Source organism: Rubricoccus marinus, assembly GCF_002257665.1.
Taxonomy (GTDB): Bacteria; Bacteroidota; Rhodothermia; order Rhodothermales; family Rubricoccaceae; genus Rubricoccus; species Rubricoccus marinus.
Map to the genome: position 1 here is coordinate 1,892,622 of NZ_MQWB01000001.1, position 15,411 is coordinate 1,908,032.

At 66.8% G+C, this 15,411-nt stretch carries 15 protein-coding genes; 8 read left to right on the top strand and 7 right to left on the bottom strand.

The genetic code is table 11. From position 1 onward, the window contains the following. The coding region (locus BSZ36_RS07930) for a vWA domain-containing protein (protein WP_179271087.1) at positions 1–1,198 on the top strand (1,198 nt) is incomplete at its 5' end. 120 nt (positions 1,199–1,318) lie between these two features. Here the strand turns inward: BSZ36_RS07930 and BSZ36_RS07935 are convergent. Next, positions 1,319–1,675, bottom strand: coding sequence for a nuclear transport factor 2 family protein (locus tag BSZ36_RS07935; protein WP_094547651.1), 357 nt, complete (start codon positions 1,673–1,675; stop codon positions 1,319–1,321). A gap of 44 nt (positions 1,676–1,719) precedes the next feature. Continuing rightward, positions 1,720–2,466: an endonuclease III domain-containing protein gene (locus BSZ36_RS07940; RefSeq protein WP_094547653.1), complete on the bottom strand. Its 747-nt coding sequence runs from the start codon at positions 2,464–2,466 to the stop codon at positions 1,720–1,722. Between the two features lie 84 nt (positions 2,467–2,550). Here BSZ36_RS07940 and BSZ36_RS07945 point away from each other — a divergent pair, with 84 nt between their 5' ends. From BSZ36_RS07945 to BSZ36_RS07955, 3 genes are all read left to right on the top strand, one after another. After that, a complete protein-coding gene (locus tag BSZ36_RS07945) occupies positions 2,551–3,018 on the top strand; it encodes a GNAT family N-acetyltransferase (RefSeq protein ID WP_094547655.1) in 468 nt (155 codons plus the stop codon). A gap of 78 nt (positions 3,019–3,096) precedes the next feature. Continuing rightward, entirely contained in the window at positions 3,097–4,647 is a 1,551-nt protein-coding gene (locus tag BSZ36_RS07950; protein ID WP_094547657.1) for a hydroxymethylglutaryl-CoA reductase, read from the top strand. Positions 4,648–4,929: 282 nt separating this feature from the next. Beyond that, positions 4,930–7,032: an ABC1 kinase family protein gene (locus BSZ36_RS07955; protein WP_094547661.1), complete on the top strand. Its 2,103-nt coding sequence runs from the start codon at positions 4,930–4,932 to the stop codon at positions 7,030–7,032. 45 nt (positions 7,033–7,077) lie between these two features. On the opposite strand, the gene BSZ36_RS07960 is transcribed toward BSZ36_RS07955, so the two are convergent. Continuing rightward, the gene (locus BSZ36_RS07960; RefSeq protein WP_094547663.1) at positions 7,078–8,055 is read right to left on the bottom strand and encodes an integron integrase; all 978 of its coding nucleotides are present in this window, start codon (positions 8,053–8,055) and stop codon (positions 7,078–7,080) included. A 929-nt stretch (positions 8,056–8,984) separates the two neighbouring features. On the opposite strand from BSZ36_RS07960, the gene BSZ36_RS07965 reads away from it, so the two are divergent. The 3 genes from BSZ36_RS07965 (at position 8,985) to BSZ36_RS07975 (ending at position 10,631) form a co-directional block, all read left to right on the top strand. Then, a complete protein-coding gene (locus tag BSZ36_RS07965; protein ID WP_094547665.1) occupies positions 8,985–9,452 on the top strand; it encodes a carboxypeptidase-like regulatory domain-containing protein in 468 nt (155 codons plus the stop codon). A gap of 151 nt (positions 9,453–9,603) precedes the next feature. Continuing rightward, entirely contained in the window at positions 9,604–10,083 is a 480-nt protein-coding gene (locus BSZ36_RS07970; protein ID WP_094547667.1) for a hypothetical protein, read from the top strand. A 152-nt stretch (positions 10,084–10,235) separates the two neighbouring features. Next, positions 10,236–10,631 carry a hypothetical protein gene (locus BSZ36_RS07975; RefSeq protein ID WP_094547669.1) on the top strand — a complete coding sequence of 132 codons (396 nt, stop codon included), beginning with the start codon at positions 10,236–10,238 and terminating at the stop codon, positions 10,629–10,631. Positions 10,632–10,747: 116 nt separating this feature from the next. Here BSZ36_RS07975 and BSZ36_RS07980 read toward each other — a convergent pair whose 3' ends face one another. From BSZ36_RS07980 to BSZ36_RS07995, 4 genes are all read right to left on the bottom strand, one after another. Next, positions 10,748–10,984, bottom strand: coding sequence for a hypothetical protein (locus tag BSZ36_RS07980; protein WP_094547671.1), 237 nt, complete (start codon positions 10,982–10,984; stop codon positions 10,748–10,750). Positions 10,985–11,027: 43 nt separating this feature from the next. Further along, positions 11,028–13,724 carry a DNA mismatch repair protein MutS gene (gene mutS / locus BSZ36_RS07985; protein WP_094551240.1) on the bottom strand — a complete coding sequence of 899 codons (2,697 nt, stop codon included), beginning with the start codon at positions 13,722–13,724 and terminating at the stop codon, positions 11,028–11,030. Positions 13,725–13,921: 197 nt separating this feature from the next. Then, positions 13,922–14,557, bottom strand: coding sequence for a superoxide dismutase family protein (locus tag BSZ36_RS07990; RefSeq protein ID WP_094547673.1), 636 nt, complete (start codon positions 14,555–14,557; stop codon positions 13,922–13,924). 68 nt (positions 14,558–14,625) lie between these two features. Beyond that, positions 14,626–14,991 carry an MmcQ/YjbR family DNA-binding protein gene (locus tag BSZ36_RS07995; protein ID WP_094547675.1) on the bottom strand — a complete coding sequence of 122 codons (366 nt, stop codon included), beginning with the start codon at positions 14,989–14,991 and terminating at the stop codon, positions 14,626–14,628. 156 nt (positions 14,992–15,147) lie between these two features. Here BSZ36_RS07995 and BSZ36_RS08000 point away from each other — a divergent pair, with 156 nt between their 5' ends. After that, positions 15,148–15,411, top strand: a complete 264-nt coding sequence (locus tag BSZ36_RS08000) for a hypothetical protein (RefSeq protein WP_094547676.1) — start codon at positions 15,148–15,150, stop codon at positions 15,409–15,411.

Sequence of the window (15,411 nt, forward strand, 5' to 3'; positions counted from 1 at the left end):
GCGTCCCGCTCCCGGCCTCCTCACCGCCGGCGACGTGGACGACCACCTCAACTACGAGTACTTCCTCGGCTGGCTCGGCCGCTCGCTCGTCTCCGAGCAGCGCCAGAGGCTGATCGGCGACCTCGACCTAGCGGACCGTGTGACGGTTCGCATCGTGGACCGCGTGGGCGCGCCGGTCGCGAACGCGCAGGTGCGCGTCGAGGCCTCTGGCGGACGCCGCGCCGGCGGGCTGGTGACGCAGGCAGGGACCGACGGACGGCTCGAACTCTTCCCGACCTACGACTTCGGCCAGGGCGTGCGGGACCTGGAGCTGTCCGTGACGCTCGCGGGGCAACGCGGCGCGACCGAGGAGCGCATCCGGCTCAACCGCCTGGGCGCCGACCGGGAGGTCACGATCCGCCTCGCGGGCGACGCTCCCGGCCGCACGCGCCAGATGGACATCGCGTTCACGATCGACGTGACCGGCAGCATGGGCGACGAGTTGAACTACCTCACCGAGGAGTTCCAGTCCATCGTGGAGCGCCTCAAGAGCCGCTACGATGGCGTCGACCTCCGCTTCGGCCTCGTCGCCTACCGCGACCAGGGCGACGAGTTCGTGGTCCGCGACTACCCGTTCACCAGCGACATCCAGCGGATGCAGGGTCAGCTCAGCGACCTCCGCGCCTCTGGCGGCGGCGACTACCCGGAGGCGATGGACGAGGCCTTCCGGGCCGCCCTCGATCTCGACTGGCGTCCGGGCGCCACGCGCCTCCTCTTCCTCGTCGCCGACGCGCCGCCGCACGATGGCAACATCGACGACATGATGGCGCACGTGCGTCGCGCGAGGGCCTCTGGCGTGCGCGTGTACCCGCTCGCCGCCAGCGGCGTGGCTGAGACCGCCGAAGTGGTGATGCGCACCGCCGCCGCGCTCACGCAGGGCCGCCACCTATTCCTGACCGACGACTCCGGCATCGGCCGTAGCCACCAGGAGCCCAAAGTGGAGTGCTTTGTCGTGACCAAGCTCAACGACTTGCTCGTGCGCGTGATCGCCAGCGAGATCGAAGGCCGGCGGGTGGAGCCCTCGCGCCGCGAGGTCATCCGCGAGGTCGGCGACTACGACGCGGGCGTGTGCGAGAGCCAGCCCTTCGCTCAGCAGGGCCCCCAGATCTCGCCGCGCGGGCGGGACGAGTTGGGCGGCTACCTCACACCGAGCGAGTAAGCGTCCCAGGCCTCTGGCGTGGCGCTGCTACTCGGCTCCTCCCGCCAGAGGCCTCTCGCGACGAAAAGAGCCCGCTCCGACGTACCGGAGCGGGCTCTCTGTTTGAGCGGGCGCGAGCGCCTACAGCTTGTAGAAGCGCTCCTCCACGATCTGGCCGTCCTTCCACGTCTGGACAGCGACCTGGTCGTACTTCTGCACGCCGTAGTCGTTGTGCGTGAAGTCGAAGTGCCACTCGACGAGCGCCTTGCCCTTGTCCTCGTCGATCGCGACGGCCTTGACCTCGGCACCGCGGAACTCGGAGAGGCCGTTGACGAAGGCCTCCTCGTACGTGCGGTTGATGTCCTTGCCCTCGCGCGGCGGCTGACCGGCGTCGATCATCACGACGTTCTCGGCGTAGTAGTCCTCGAACGCGCCGAGGATGTCGCCGTTGAGGATGCGGTTGTTGAGGTCTTCGACCTTCTCTTTGAGATCTGACATGGGGTGGGGTTGTGAGGTGTGGCCTCAATACCTGTTACAACAACCTATGTTTCAACAGAGGTCACCTTTTCCTGCCGCCGCTGCCCGAACGGGCACAACTCCAGGACCACGCACCGCTCGCACTCCGGCGTCCGCCAGTGGCAGACGCGCTGCCCGTGGAGCATCAGCACTTCGTGGTGGTCGTACACCTCGCGCGCGCCCCACTCCTCTGGGAGCATCGCTTCCAGCGCCTCGTGCGACGGGCCAACCGGCATCTTCTCGGGAATCCACCCCAGTCGTTGCGCCACGCGGTGGTGATGGCTATCCACGGGCAGCGCCGGCATCCGCAAGCGGCTGAACAGCAAGACCGCCGCGCTCGTCTTTGGCCCGACGCCCGGGATCGTCTCCAGCCACGCGCGCGCCTCCCGCACGCCGAGGTCCGCGAGCCAGTCCAGCGAGAGGCCTCTGGCGCCAGGGGCCTCCGCCGTGAACAGGTCCGGAGCCGGCCGCCGGTCGCCGATGGCTTTCAGCACGGCCTGAAGCCTCGGCGCCTTTTGCTCGGGCCACGTGCACGGCGCGATGGCCGCCTCCACCTCTGGCGTCGGCGCATCGCGCACGGCTTCCCACGAGGGGAAGCGATCGCGGAGCGCGCGGTAGGCGCGGGCGCTGTCCGCGTTCTTGGTCCGATGCGAGAGCAGCGCGGAGACGAGTTCGCTCAGCGGGTCCTTGCTGGAGAACCAGTCGATGGGGCAGCCGTGCTCTTGGCACAGCGCGTCGTGGACGGCGAGGAATCGCTCGCGGGAAACGGTCATGCGCGTCCGACCTCGCGCGCCGGGACCGGGTCCACGCGCCTAGCTTTTCGGGGTCTCCCCCACCGCTCGCCTGCGCCCTCTGCGATGACCGTCCGCTCCGTCCCCGCGTCCGCCGTCCGCCCCCTCCGCGCCGAAGTCCTGCGCCCCGGCCGCACGCCGGAATCCCTCGTCTACCCCGGCGACGACGCGCCTCTGGCGTTCCACGCCGGCGGTTTTATCGGCGACGAGATCCACGGCATCGCGACGGTTTACCCGGAGCCGCCGCCAGAGGCCCATCGCGGAGACATCTCCGAGGAGGCGTACGGCACGTCCGCCACGTTCCGCCTGCGCGGCATGGCGACAAGCGACATCGCCCGGAGCACAGGACTCGGACGCGAGGTGCTCCTCGCGTGCTTTGAGCACATCCGGGCCTCTGGCGGGCGCTTTCTGTGGTGCAACGCGCGGATCGGAGCGCTCGGGTTTTATGAGCGGATGGGCTGGACCGCCGTCGGCGAGGAGTTTGACATGCCGGGCATTGGCGGGCACTACGTGATGTGGATTGACCTGGGCTGAGCGCGCCACGCCAGAGGCCCTCTCGGAAGCGCTTCGTTCTCCGTAGGTTCACAACCTCCCTTTGGTCTTCCCCTCGCGATGAAAATCCCTTCCCTCGTCCTCCGGCAGCTTTACACCAACGGCAGCCTCACGCCCACGGCCTCTGGCGCCCAGTTTTCGCTCAAGAACCGCCTGACCGACGCCAAACTGACCGGGCTCAAGCGCGTCACGATCGGCGGGCAGGAAGTCTCGGCCGACCGGCTCACGCTTAGCGTGGAAGGCGGGGAGCGGTTCGACGCGAGCGACATCTCCTCGACCAACCCCGTCCAGTTCCCCCTCCGCCAGGTGGTCCACGTGATGGCGCCGGGCGTGACCGTGGACGAGGGCGTCCACGAGATCAAGCTGGAGTTCGAGATCGAGGGGATGGGCCCGCTCAAGTTCAAAGTCAAGGACTCCATCCAGGCAGAGCGCCCAGCGCTGGACGAGAAAAAGGTGCCGCGCATCGCCGAGGACGACTACGGCGAGGAGGCGATCAAGACGCGCCAGCGGTTTATCGAGGAGCACGCCGGGACCACGCTGGAGCACATCCCGAGCTACTCGTTCGATCCGCAAGGCCTGCAAGGCAACATCGAGGCATTTACGGGCGTGGCGCAGATCCCGCTCGGCATCGCGGGGCCGCTCCGGGTCAACGGCGAGTACGCGCAGGGCGAATTTTACATCCCGATGGCGACGACCGAGGGCACGCTCGTGGCGAGCTACAACCGGGGCATGAAGGTGCTCAACCTCTCGGGCGGGGTCACCTGCACGGTCTCGGACGACTCCATGCAGCGCGCGCCGGTCTTCATCTTCGAGAACGCCAGAGGCGCCCGCGACTTCCGCACGTGGCTGGACGAGAACTTCGACGAGATCGCCGCTCAGGCGGAATCGACGACGAGCGTTGGCAAGCTGCAGTACATCGACACGTACCTCTCCAACCACTTCGCGTTCTGCCGCTTCAACTTCCACACGGGGGACGCGGCCGGGCAGAACATGGTGGGCCGGGCCACCTTCGCGGCGTGCTCGTGGATCTTGGAAAACGCGCCCGGCATCCGGCGCTTCTACCTGGAGTCCAACTTCGCGACGGACAAGAAGGCCTCGATGGTCAACATCATGCGGACGCGCGGCAAGCGCGTCACCGCGGAGTGCAAGATCTCGGGCGACGTGCTGCGCCAGCACATGCGCGTGGAGCCCAAGGGGCTGGCCTACCACTGGGGCGTGGCCGCCGGCATCGGCTCGGTGCTCTCGGGCGCGAACAACAACGGCCTCCACAGCCCCAACGGGATCACGGCCATGTTTATCGCCACAGGCCAGGACGTCGCAAACGTCTCGGAGTCCTCCGCCGCGATCCTCTACGCCGAGCACACCGACGACGACGATCTGTTCATGTCCATCACGATCCCGAGCCTGATCGTCGCGACGTACGGCGGCGGGACGGGGCTGGCGACGCAGCGCGAGAGCCTGGAGATGATGGGCTGCTACGGCAAGGACAAGGTGCGCAAGCTGGCCGAGATCATCGCGGGCGTCGTCCTCGCGGGCGAGATCAGCCTCGCGAGCGCGATCTCGTCCAACGACTGGGTTTCGTCCCACGAGAAGTACGGCCGCAACCGGTAAGGGCGATTCGGAATCGAGGGATGCAGTCCTGACCTCTGGCGTTCAGAGCGGCCTCTGGCGCCAGAGGCGCGCCCTGGCCTCCCGTAGGGACACACCGCCGGTGTGTCCACCGGCCGGACCGCTGTGGCGTTCGCGACTGCTGCGCTGCCCTAAAGGCGACTCGGTAGGCTGTGTTGCTCAATACGTCGGATCGGTTACGCCGGAGGCTCGCGTTCCGGGCCGATCCCCCCCATTCGCCAGAGGCCCCGGGAGCCTCCCCCCGCCCCGATGGTAGACTGACGCATGGCCGACCGCCCTGACCTCGACTCGCCAGAGGAGACCGTCCCGTTCTCGGAGACGGTCCCCGACGCGCACCGCCCCTACGTCACGCCCGCCTCTGGCGACGGCGCCGAGGGCTCGGGGCCAGACGACGTGCCGCCCGCAGGCGCCGAGCCGACCGAGAACGCCGAGGGCGAGACGCTGAGCGAAGAGATTGAGCACGCCGAGACGCCAGCGGCCTCTGGCGGGAGCGCGGCGGTCCGCGCCGAAGCCGCGCCGGGACCGGTCTCGGTGATCTCCTCCCGCGTGCGGCAGACCAAGACGACGCCCGCCGAAAGCGAGCGGGTCATCGTCCGTGAGTTGCGCAAGCTCGCGCGGCGCCAGAAGCCCGAGGTGGAGGTCGATGCGGGCACCCTCGCGGCGCAAGAGGCCGGCTTCGAAGTGATGGAGCTCGGCCCACCGCCGACGCTCGTGCGGCGCTACTTCACCATCCTGCGGCACTCCATCGGGCTCGTGTACGGCAGCGCGGTGGCCGTCGCGCGAGACCGGGAGCAGTTCGCGTGGGTAAAGGGGTTCCCCCTCTTTCTGATCCGCATCGCGGCGTTTTTCGTGCGGCCGTTTACCTCGCGAGAGCTCCGCCGGTTGCCGCTGGAAACGCAGCTCCGCCGCCGATTGGAGCTTCTCGGGCCGACCTACATCAAGCTGGGGCAGGTGCTGGCCCTCCGCGAGGACATCCTGCCGGCGTTTATCACCGAGGAGCTGAAAAACCTGCTGGACCGTCTCCCGGTCATGCCGTTCCCGGAGTACCAGGACCGCGTCGCCAGAGGCCTCGGGCGGCCCATCGACGAGATGTTCGAGTGGATCGACCCGACGCCGATCGGCAGCGCGAGCATCGGTCAGATCCATCGCGCGCGCACGCTGGGCACGCCAGAGGCGCCGGGGGAGAACGTGATCCTCAAGGTGGTCAAGCCGCACATCTACGTGATCCTGAAGCGGGACGCGCGGCTGCTTGGTTTCGCGGGGCGCTTCCTGCAGATCTTTTTCTCGCGCTACCAGCCCAAGCGCATCCTGGACGAGTTCGCGGAATACACCCTCCGCGAGGTGGACCTGCGGCGCGAGGCGGACAACGCGGAGCAGCTTGCGCTCAACTTCGCGGACATGCCGCAGATCCGCTTCCCGCGCATCTACCGCGACCTCTCCTCGCGGCTCGTGATGACGATGGAGCTGTTCGACGGCATCCGGCCGGACATGCCCGCGGCTACGACGCTGCCTCTGGCGGTGCGAGAGGAGATCGTGGACCTGGGCGCCAGGAGCATTATCCGGATGCTGTACCAGGACGGCTTTTTCCACGCCGACCTGCACCCGGGCAACCTCTTCTTGCTGGACACCGCGCCGGACCCGGCCACGGGCAAGACCGAGCCCAAGATCGGATTCATCGACCTTGGTATGGTGGGGTACTTCGACGGCGAGCTCAGGCGGACGCTGATGTACTACTACTTCTCCCTCGTGACGGGCGACGCGGAGAACGCGGCGCGGTACCTCACGAGCGTGGCCGAGGCCGGGCCGAAAAGCGACACGGCGGGGTTCCAGCGCGCCGTGGCCGAGATCTGCCGCCGCTTCTACCGCGCGAGCAAGTACGGAGACTTCTCCATCGCGCAGCTCATCATGGAGAGCGTGAGCCTGGGCGGCACGTACCGGATGTACTTCCCCATCGAGCTCGTGCTGATGACCAAGGCGCTCGTGACGTTCGAGGGCGTGGGCAACGCGCTGATTCCGGGCATCGACGTGGCGGACGTGAGCCAGAAGCACGTCTCGCGCCTGTTCCGACGCCAGTTCAACCCGGCGACGCTGCTCAAGGAAAGCTTCCGCAATGCGCCGGAGCTTGTCGACCTCCTGATCAAGAGCCCGAGCCTGGCGGCCGAGGGTCTGCGCTTCCTGGAGACCAAGATCCGGCAGCCCGGCGGCTCGCCTCTGGCGGGGCTGCGCTCGGCGCTCCTCGCGGGCGCGCTCTTCGTCTCCGGCACGCTCGCGGCCACGCTGGACCTGTTGGACGCGACGGTCTCGATCTGGTGGCTGTGGGTGCCCGCCTACGCCCTCGCGGCGATGCTGGCGATGAAGCGCTCCTGAGCCTCTGGCGCCAGAGGCCAAGACGCCTGAGGCGCGCGTGGGCGCTCAGGCCAGGGCGTCCAGCGGGCTACGGATGCCGCGGCCGTTGAGGTCGGCGACGTGGAGGTAGATCTGCGTCGTCTTGATCTTCGCGTGGCCCAGGAGATCCTGAACGGTTCGGATATCGGTCCCGGATTCGAGTAGGTGCGTCGCGAACGAGTGCCGAAGCGTGTGGCACGTCGTGCGCTTTTCGAGGCCGGCCTCGCGGGCCGCACGGCGCACGGCCTTTTGCACGACGGAGGGCGAGAGATGGTGGCGATGCGTGCGGCCGGTCTCTGGATCGCGTGAGAGTTGCCGGGAGGGAAAGAGAAACTGCCATCCGATCTCCCAGGCGGCGCGGCTGTACTTGGCGCCTAGGGCGTGTGGGAGGCGGGCTTCGCCGTAGCCTCTGGCGAGATCGCGCGCGTGGAGGCGTCGGACGCGGTCGCGCTGGAACGCGAGCGCCTCGGTAAGAGAAAGGGGCACGATGCTCACGCGGTCCTTTCGCCCTTTGCCTTGCTGCACGGTGAGCTGATTCCGCTCCAGGTCCAGATCCTTCACCCGAAGCCGGAGGGCACCTCGGAGGCGTAGCCCCGCTCCGTACAGGAGGGAAGCGACGGTCTTGGGCGTTCCCTCCATGCGATGCAGCAGGGCAGAGATGTCCGTCTTGCTCAGCACGGTCGGGATGCGCGGGGGCTTTGTCGCGCGGACGATGCCGTTGACGGCGTCGAGCGGGCGGCCCAGCACGGCATCGTACAGGAACAGGAGCGCCGACAGCGCCAGGACCTGTGTGCTGGCCGCGATGTTGCGCTCCACGGCGAGGTGCGTGAGAAATGCCTGCACCTCGGGCTCTGACATCTCACGCGGGTGGTGCGTGCCGTGATAGCGGATGTAGCGCTTGATCCAGTACCAATAGGTGGTGAGCGTGGCAGCACTCAGGTGCCGCACGAGTGCGGCTGTGCGGACCCGCTCTTGAAGCTTCGGGGACGTCTGCGCTGGGTTCATAGGGACGCCAGAGGCCAAACTTGCCCGTGTAGACACGCTTTTGCATCGTTCGTAACATGGACGCTTTACGGATGTTCTGACGCATGAAGTGCGGAAACCGTCGCTTCATACCGCCCAGCTTCCGCTTTTTGTCCCGATTCCGGACTTCATCCGGCACTCAGTGCCGCTGAAGTACTAGTTAGCTGGCACTCCCACCCTGCAATCTGTGAACTGGGCTACTGAACTCGCTAGTCTCCACGTGCCGGGGGATGGCACCTCACGGGTCTTCGGAATCGTCTTGTATACGAGGGAGCACGCTAACATCAAGCGGCTGCTCGACGACGAGGACTACTGGGCTTCGCTTGACGAAGTGTCCGGTCCACTCTGGCACGTTCTAGCCGTAAGGGCTCAGCCTGGCCGATATACGTTTCCGAGATCGCGGCCTGGGCAGATCAGCATGATGGTCCAGGTATGGAGAGAACCCAATGCGAACAAGCAATTGCTCAGTGATTTCGGCCTCCGCTCCACTGAACAGCTTCCGTGCTTGGCTGTCTTCACACGCTTAGAATCGGGAGACTTAGCCACGACATCCATCCGGCTCAGCGACGCAAGCATCGAGGCGGCTTACAAATCGCTGAAAGATGCAATAGCCGTCGTCTCAGGCGCCCTAAGCAAGGTTCATGATGAGTATGTCCTAGAAGAAGGGGCGTATCGAGCGGTTGAAGCAGCTGTGTTGAATCACAACCAATGGCGTAAGCTCAGCGCGGCTGGGAGACTGATAGAGCGTTTCTTAAATGCCTCCTAAACCCGTGCCAGCTAACCCGCCGCTGCAAGCCGACGAAGGGCGTCAGCGCTCTCGGCTCGCCCGAACGTCGGCGCTACTTTTGCCTCGTTCGATCATCCTGCCCTCAGCCCTTCGCGGTTGAGCGGCCATCTGTTCTACGGCCCTCGTGCTCAAGCGATCCGCCTTCCTCATCGTCGTCTTGCTGGCGGCAGGATGCGACTCCTCCAACCTCCTCGCTGCGAGTGGAGACAATGGGCACGTCACCGGGGACGTGACGAGGTGGGCGGGTGAGTCTCGCGTTGGCGCTCCAGTCCCAAACGTGACCGTTCAACTCCGCCCTCGCTACCGAGGTGGCCTGCTCCAGCGCTTCCGTTGGCAAGCCGGTAGCCCGGTCGCCGAGACTACCACGGACTCACTCGGGCGGTTCGAGGTGCGTGCTCGTCCGGGGACCTACTTCGTCGCTGCGCTGATGCCGCCCGAGAGGTATCTGATGCAGGGGTGCCCCACGGTAACGCGCGTCTTCAGCGGACGGTTTGAGACGGACGCCAAACTGGTGGACCTCGCGGCCGTCCGAGTCAGTCGAGGCCGAACGGCGGAGCAACAACTCAAGGTGGCGGTTGTCTGCCCTCATTAGACACCGGGCCGTAGAACCCGGCGCTGCAGTCCGACAGCACGCCGTGCCGCGTTCGGCCTCTGGCGCCAGAGGCGTATTCTGGGGCTCGTCTGATCTGCTCGGCGCGTGCTGCGTCTGAGCGCCCATCCGTTATGCAGCCTAACACTTCCTCGTGATCCCAGACTTTGAGAGCAAGATCGAAGCGCTCTGTTACCACGAGGCTGGTCACTTCGTGCTCTGTTTGCTTTTCGGCTTTAATGTTAAGCGTGTGGTGCTCAGCGCTGAGATGACAGGGGTTGAGCACGACTACTCGCTGCCAAATTCAGACGATTCGTCTGTCGGCGACTACATCACCATGTCTATTGGCGGCGGTATCGCGGAGGAGATATTCACCGGCGACGAGTCGCTCGCTATGGATGAGGACCGACGCCAGGTGCTCTACGTCGCGAGGCATCTCCGACCTCACCTAGTGGCGACGATTGAAGATTGGAGAGCGAGCCTGTTAACCTGGAAGGATGAGGCGCGGCGCGAGCTGAGCAAGACGCAGGTTTGGGCGGCGGTTGAGTACGTCGCTCAGCAGCTTGGGGAAATTGAGCCACCATCGGAAATTGTTGGGAGTGACCTCTCAGGGTTGGTTGAATCCACAAACTAAATACTTCGGGCTGCATAACCCGCCGCTGCAAGCCGACGAAGGGCATCAGCGTTCTCGGCTCGCCCGAACGTCGGCGCTACTTTTGCCTCGTTCGATCATCCTGCCCTCAGCCCTCAGCCCTTCGCGGTTGAGCGGCCCCCTGTTACACGGCCTTGGAGCTACTCGCCTTCGTCCCCGCTGCCTTCATCCTGTTCTGCTTCGTGTTTGCGGAGTTGACCGAGAAGGTTACGATTCGGAAGCGTCTCTTCATCCTCGCGGTTCTGATAGCGGCTTCTGGCGCCGCAGCTTCGGTTTTACTCAGCACAGCGGTCCCGCTTCTCGCGTCGTTGGCACCTCTCGCCTTCCTCCTCTGGCAACGCGTACTGTCGTCGGTGTTCGCATCATGGAAGGGTGCACCGCTCGTCATCACGGGAGCTGGTACGAGAATCTGGACGTGGTACGATGTGGCTTATACCATCCTCCTCGCTATCAGCAGTGGCGGCCTCGGCGCACTCTCACTCGTTGCGCTTAGCAGTCTTAACTCAGCCCCCGCGCCAGTGGCCGTGTAACCCGGCGCTGCAGCCGACAGCCCGCCGTGCCGCGTTCGGCCTCTGGCGCCAGAGGCCACAAAAAACGCCCCCCGGCTAGAGCCGAGGGGCGCGAGTCTCACGTGAGACCTGTCGATTTAGTCGACGATCGGGTCCTCTTCGAGGATCGTGTCGTCAGCCTCGCCGGGCTCCATTTCGCCGGGCTCATCGATGATCTCACCGTCGCCGATGACATCCTCTTGGTCGCCGATGGGGGCGCCCTCCTCGTAGGCCTCTTCTTCGGCCTCGGTCACGGGGGGGGTGGCGGTCTCCTCACATGCGGTGAGGGGGAGGGTCATGCCGAGCGCGAACAGCGCGATGAAAAACTTCTTCATGGGAAGAGGGGGTGTGGGTGAAGGCACGAAACTACGCACGCGCTCACTTCGTGCCGCTCCCCAGCAATCTTGACAATTCTGAGAGGGCGATAAGCGCCTCAATCGGCGTCATCCGGTCGGGATCCAGCCGCGCCACCTCCGCTTTCAGGGATTCCCCGACGGGGTCCGAGGCCGGCTCCACGCGCACCGAGGGCGCCGGGACGCCAGAGGCCTGGACGCCGGAGACGACCGGCATCGCGAGCGCGCCGTCGCCGCCAGAGGCCTCTGGCGCGGTGTGGCCGCTGACGCCGACCTCGGCCGCGACGTCGTGCGCCTGCAGGTGACGGAGCACGTCCTTGGCCCGGCTGACGACCTCGGGCGGGAGTCCGGCCATGCGCGCGACCTCGATGCCGAACGAGTGGTCGGCACCGCCAGCGACGAGCGTGCGGAGAAAGACGACGCGGCCCTCGTGCTCCTGCACGCGAACCGAAAAGCTCTTGACGCGCTCCAGCCGGTCTGCGAGCGCGTTGAGCTCGTGGTAGTGCGTCGCGAAAAGCGTGCGCGCCTGCACGTCTGGCGCTTCGTGGAGGTGCTCCACGATGCTCCACGCGATGCTGAGCCCGTCGAAGGTGCTGGTCCCCCGCCCCACTTCGTCCAGCAGGACGAGCGAGCGCGGCGTGGCGTTGTTGAGGATGTTCGCCGTCTCGTTCATCTCCACGAGGAACGTGCTCTCCCCCGCAGCGAGGTTGTCGCTGGCGCCCACGCGTGTGAACAGCGCGTCCACGACGCCCACGCGCGCGCGAGAGGCCGGTACGAACGCACCCACCTGCGCCAGGAGCACGATCAGGCCGGTCTGCCGCAGGACCACGCTCTTGCCCGCCATGTTCGGCCCGGTGATGACCAGGACCTGGCCGTACGCGTCCGCCAGAGGCGCCTCCTCCCCCACCGGCGACGCGAGCCGAACGGAGTTGGGGATGAATGATTCACCCGCGGGAAGCGACGCTTCAACGACCGGGTGACGCCCGTTCTCGATCTCCAGAACGGCGCTGCCGTCCACCTCGGGGCGGACGTATCCGTTGCGCTCGGCGCTCTCGGCGAAGCTCGCGAACACGTCCAGCGTGGCCAGGGCGCGCGCGTTGGCCTGCAGCGGTTCTACCTCTTCGGCCACGCGCATCCGGAGTTCTGCGAACAGCGTGGTCTCCAGTTCCGAACTGCGCTCCTGCGCGGTCAGGATCTTCTCCTCGTACGTCTTGAGCTCGTCTGTGATGTAGCGCTCGGCGTTGACGAGCGTCTGCTTGCGGATCCAGGCCTCTGGCGCCTTGCCCTTGTGCGCGTTCGAGACCTCGAGGTAGTAGCCGAAGACGCGGTTGTAGCCCACCTTGAGGCTCGTGATCCCGGTCGCCTTCGCCTCTCGCGCCTGCAACTCCGCGAGATAGGTTTTGCCGCCCGAAGCGATCTCGCGCAACTCGTCCAGCTCGGCGTTGAAGCCGGGGCGCACGTAGCCGCCGCTGTCCATCTTGGCCGGGGGCTCGTCCACGAGCGTTGCCGCGATGCGGTCTCGGATGTCGGCGCAGAGGTGGAGCTTGCCGCGGATGGCCGCCAGAGGCTCGGCGCCCTCCTGTTCGAGAAGGGCTTTGATCTCGGGGATCTGCGCGAGCGTGAGCCGGAGCGCGACGAGATCGCGCGGCGTCGCGCGGCCGGTGCAGACCTTGCCCGCGAGGCGCTCCAAATCGCCCACGTGGCGCAGCGCCTCGCGGACCTTCCGGCGCAGCGACGGCTCTACGAACAGCGCCTCCACGGCGTCCAGCCTCTGGCGGATGCGGTCCACGTCGCACAGCGGGCGGACGAGCCACTGGCGCAAGAGGCGCCCGCCCATGGGCGTGTGCGTGGCGTCGAGCACGCCGACAAGGGAGCCATCTCGCCGGCCGTCGGCCATGCTGGCGGTGAGTTCCAAGTTGCGCTTGGTAGCGGAATCCAGCGCGAGGTGGTCTTCGGCGCGGTAGCGGCGGATGCGGTTAACGTGCGGAAGACGGCCCTTCTGCGTCTCCCCGAGGTAGTACAGGACCGCGCCCGCGGCGACCGTCCCCAGGTCGAGGTCGTCCACGCCGAAGCCTTTGAGGCTGTGCGTCTTGAAGTGCCGCAGCAACGTCTCGGTCGCGAAGTCGACGCCGAACACCCAGTCCTCTTGCGGCGTGAGCGCGGCGCCGAGGCTCGTCGCCAGCGGCTGCGCCAGAGGCCTCTGGCGCTTGTCCGCGAGAAGTTCGGCGGGCGCGATGGTCCCGAGAACGTGCGGTACGCGCTCGGCGCTCGTCTCGGCGACGTAGAACTCGCCCGTCGTGGCATCGGCAAAGGCGACGCCGGCGCGGCCTTTGTCGCGGCCCTCGCCCCAGTGCACGGCCGCGACGTACGTGGAGTGCTTGGGCGTGAGGAGCGTATCGCGGAAGCTCACGCCCGGCGTGACGACTTCGACCACGCCGCGCTTGACGATCTTGCGCGCCATCTTCGGGTCCTCCAACTGCTCGCAGACGGCGACGCGGTGCCCGGCCTGCACCAGTTTGGGCAGGTGCTGATCAATGGCGTGGTGCGGGAACCCCGCCAAAGGCGTGTCCTCGCTCGCGCCGTTGCCGCGCTTGGTCAGCGTGATGCCGAGGATGTCGGCGACGAGCACGGCGTCCTCCTCGAACGTCTCGTAGAAGTCGCCCATGCGGAAGAGGAGGATCGCGCCGGGGTTGCGGTCCTTGATCTTCCAATACTGCCGCATGAGCGGCGTCATGTTCTGGCGCCGGCGGTCTTTCTCGTTCAGGAAAAGGTCGTTCTGATCGCTCACGGGGGCTCGGTCGTTTTCTACAAACTAGAGCCGCCCGCTGCCAGCGATGCGGCAGCGGGCGGTGTAGATCCCGTGGCGCCAGAGGCCTCTGGCGGGATGAATCCTGAGCAGGCGCCCTGGAGCGCCAGAGGCTAGTTGGGTGCCGTCGCGATCTGGACCACGCCGCAGCTCACGCGGTCGCCCGCGTCGCCCGAGGGCTGGCTGGAAAGGTCGTCGGCCTTGAAGTGGATCATCATCGCGCGGTCCACGATGGAGTTCGGGCCGGAGAGCGAGATCAGCGGATCGGTAAACGAGCCTCTGGCGACGCCGCCAGTCACGCCGCCAACGGCGGAGGTGATGTTGCCGAGGTCGCCGACGTGGCGCTCGTCGCGGCTGCCCTCGCGCGAGCCGTGGGGCGCGTCGTATGGGTTGAAGTGGCCGCCAGCGGCGCCACCGAGCGTGCCGTCGTCCCCGCGGCCACAGGCGCCGTTCTCGTGGACGTGGAAGCCGTGCTCACCGAGCTCGAGACCGGTGAAGTCGTACTCCACGAGCAGGCCCTCGTCGGTTTCGGTGAACGTGACGGTCCCGGTCGCGCTGCTCTCACCGAGAGGATCCAGCCGCGCCGTCGCGTAGGTGACGCCCGTGTTGCTCACGTCGGTCTCGCCGACGCCTGGCGCGCTTGCGCCGTCGGGTCCGGTCGCGGAGTCGGGGCCGGCCTGGTTGGGATCGGCGTCGGTTCCGCACGCAGCGAGGGCGAGCGGAAGGGCAAAAAGGAGGAGTCTGCGCATGATGTCGGAAGGTGGGTGGCCGTCTCTACGCTTCTGTTTGGGTTGCGTTCGCGCCAGAGGCGAAGTGCTCAGGCCTCTGGCGCCGCGTCCAGCGCCGCGCGCTCTTTGCGCGTGAGCTTGGCCACGACGAGCGCGTAGGAGTGGTCGACGAGTTCGCGGATCAGCGTGTCCGGCACGTCGTCTTGGAGCAGCACCAGGTTCCAGTGCCTGCCGTTGAGGTACGGCCCGGTCGTCACGCCGCGAAAGCGCTCACGCAGGTCGCGCCCTCGCTCGGGGTCGCACTTCAACCCGATGCCGGGCGGCAAGCGCTCCAGGTTGAGGAGGCCGAACATCTTCCCGCGCACCTTGAACACGAGCGCGTCCGGCCCGAACGGGAGGCTCTCGGTGGCGCCACGCTTGGCGAGGCAGTAGTCGCGAAGGGTATCCAGATGCATGGAGAGCGTGTGCGCTCGACCAAGGTGCGCACGGGCGGCCTCTGGCGCCAGAGGCCCGCACCTGGAAGGCGCGCCAAGCGCGGACGCAGACGCCAGCGGCCGGAAACGCAACGGGCCCTCGCGGGTACACGCACTCCTCTCCCCCACACCCGTCCGATGGCTCAGCCCAGCACCGCTACCCGCTCCCTCCTCGAAGTCACCCTCGGTTTCCTGGGCGCGATCCTGATCATCCCGCTGCTGTTCAAGACGGTAAAGGGCGTGCTCAAAACCGTTTTCCGTCTGGGCGTGACCAAGCGGCTTCTGGCGGACGTGGCGTTCGCCGGCGTGACGGCGCTTCTCACGCGGACGGACGTGCTTGATACTCTCTTCGGGCGCAAGGGCGACAAGAGCGCGCTGCTCAAGACCGACGCCAAGCGCTAG

What these genes read in the sequence shown, in the direction of transcription:
- BSZ36_RS07945 (WP_094547655.1), top strand. Translation starts at nt 2,551, where the DNA reads ATGACCGTCCGCTCCGTCCCCGCGTCCGCCGTCCGCCCCCTCCGCGCC.
- BSZ36_RS08000 (WP_094547676.1), top strand. Translation starts at nt 15,148, where the DNA reads ATGGCTCAGCCCAGCACCGCTACCCGCTCCCTCCTCGAAGTCACCCTC.
- BSZ36_RS07950 (WP_094547657.1), top strand. Translation starts at nt 3,097, where the DNA reads ATGAAAATCCCTTCCCTCGTCCTCCGGCAGCTTTACACCAACGGCAGC.
- BSZ36_RS07935 (WP_094547651.1), bottom strand. Translation starts at nt 1,675, where the DNA reads ATGTCAGATCTCAAAGAGAAGGTCGAAGACCTCAACAACCGCATCCTC.
- BSZ36_RS07955 (WP_094547661.1), top strand. Translation starts at nt 4,930, where the DNA reads ATGGCCGACCGCCCTGACCTCGACTCGCCAGAGGAGACCGTCCCGTTC.
- BSZ36_RS07980 (WP_094547671.1), bottom strand. Translation starts at nt 10,984, where the DNA reads ATGAAGAAGTTTTTCATCGCGCTGTTCGCGCTCGGCATGACCCTCCCC.
- BSZ36_RS07960 (WP_094547663.1), bottom strand. Translation starts at nt 8,055, where the DNA reads ATGAACCCAGCGCAGACGTCCCCGAAGCTTCAAGAGCGGGTCCGCACA.
- BSZ36_RS07995 (WP_094547675.1), bottom strand. Translation starts at nt 14,991, where the DNA reads ATGCATCTGGATACCCTTCGCGACTACTGCCTCGCCAAGCGTGGCGCC.
- BSZ36_RS07990 (WP_094547673.1), bottom strand. Translation starts at nt 14,557, where the DNA reads ATGCGCAGACTCCTCCTTTTTGCCCTTCCGCTCGCCCTCGCTGCGTGC.
- mutS (WP_094551240.1), bottom strand. Translation starts at nt 13,724, where the DNA reads ATGCGGCAGTATTGGAAGATCAAGGACCGCAACCCCGGCGCGATCCTC.
- BSZ36_RS07940 (WP_094547653.1), bottom strand. Translation starts at nt 2,466, where the DNA reads ATGACCGTTTCCCGCGAGCGATTCCTCGCCGTCCACGACGCGCTGTGC.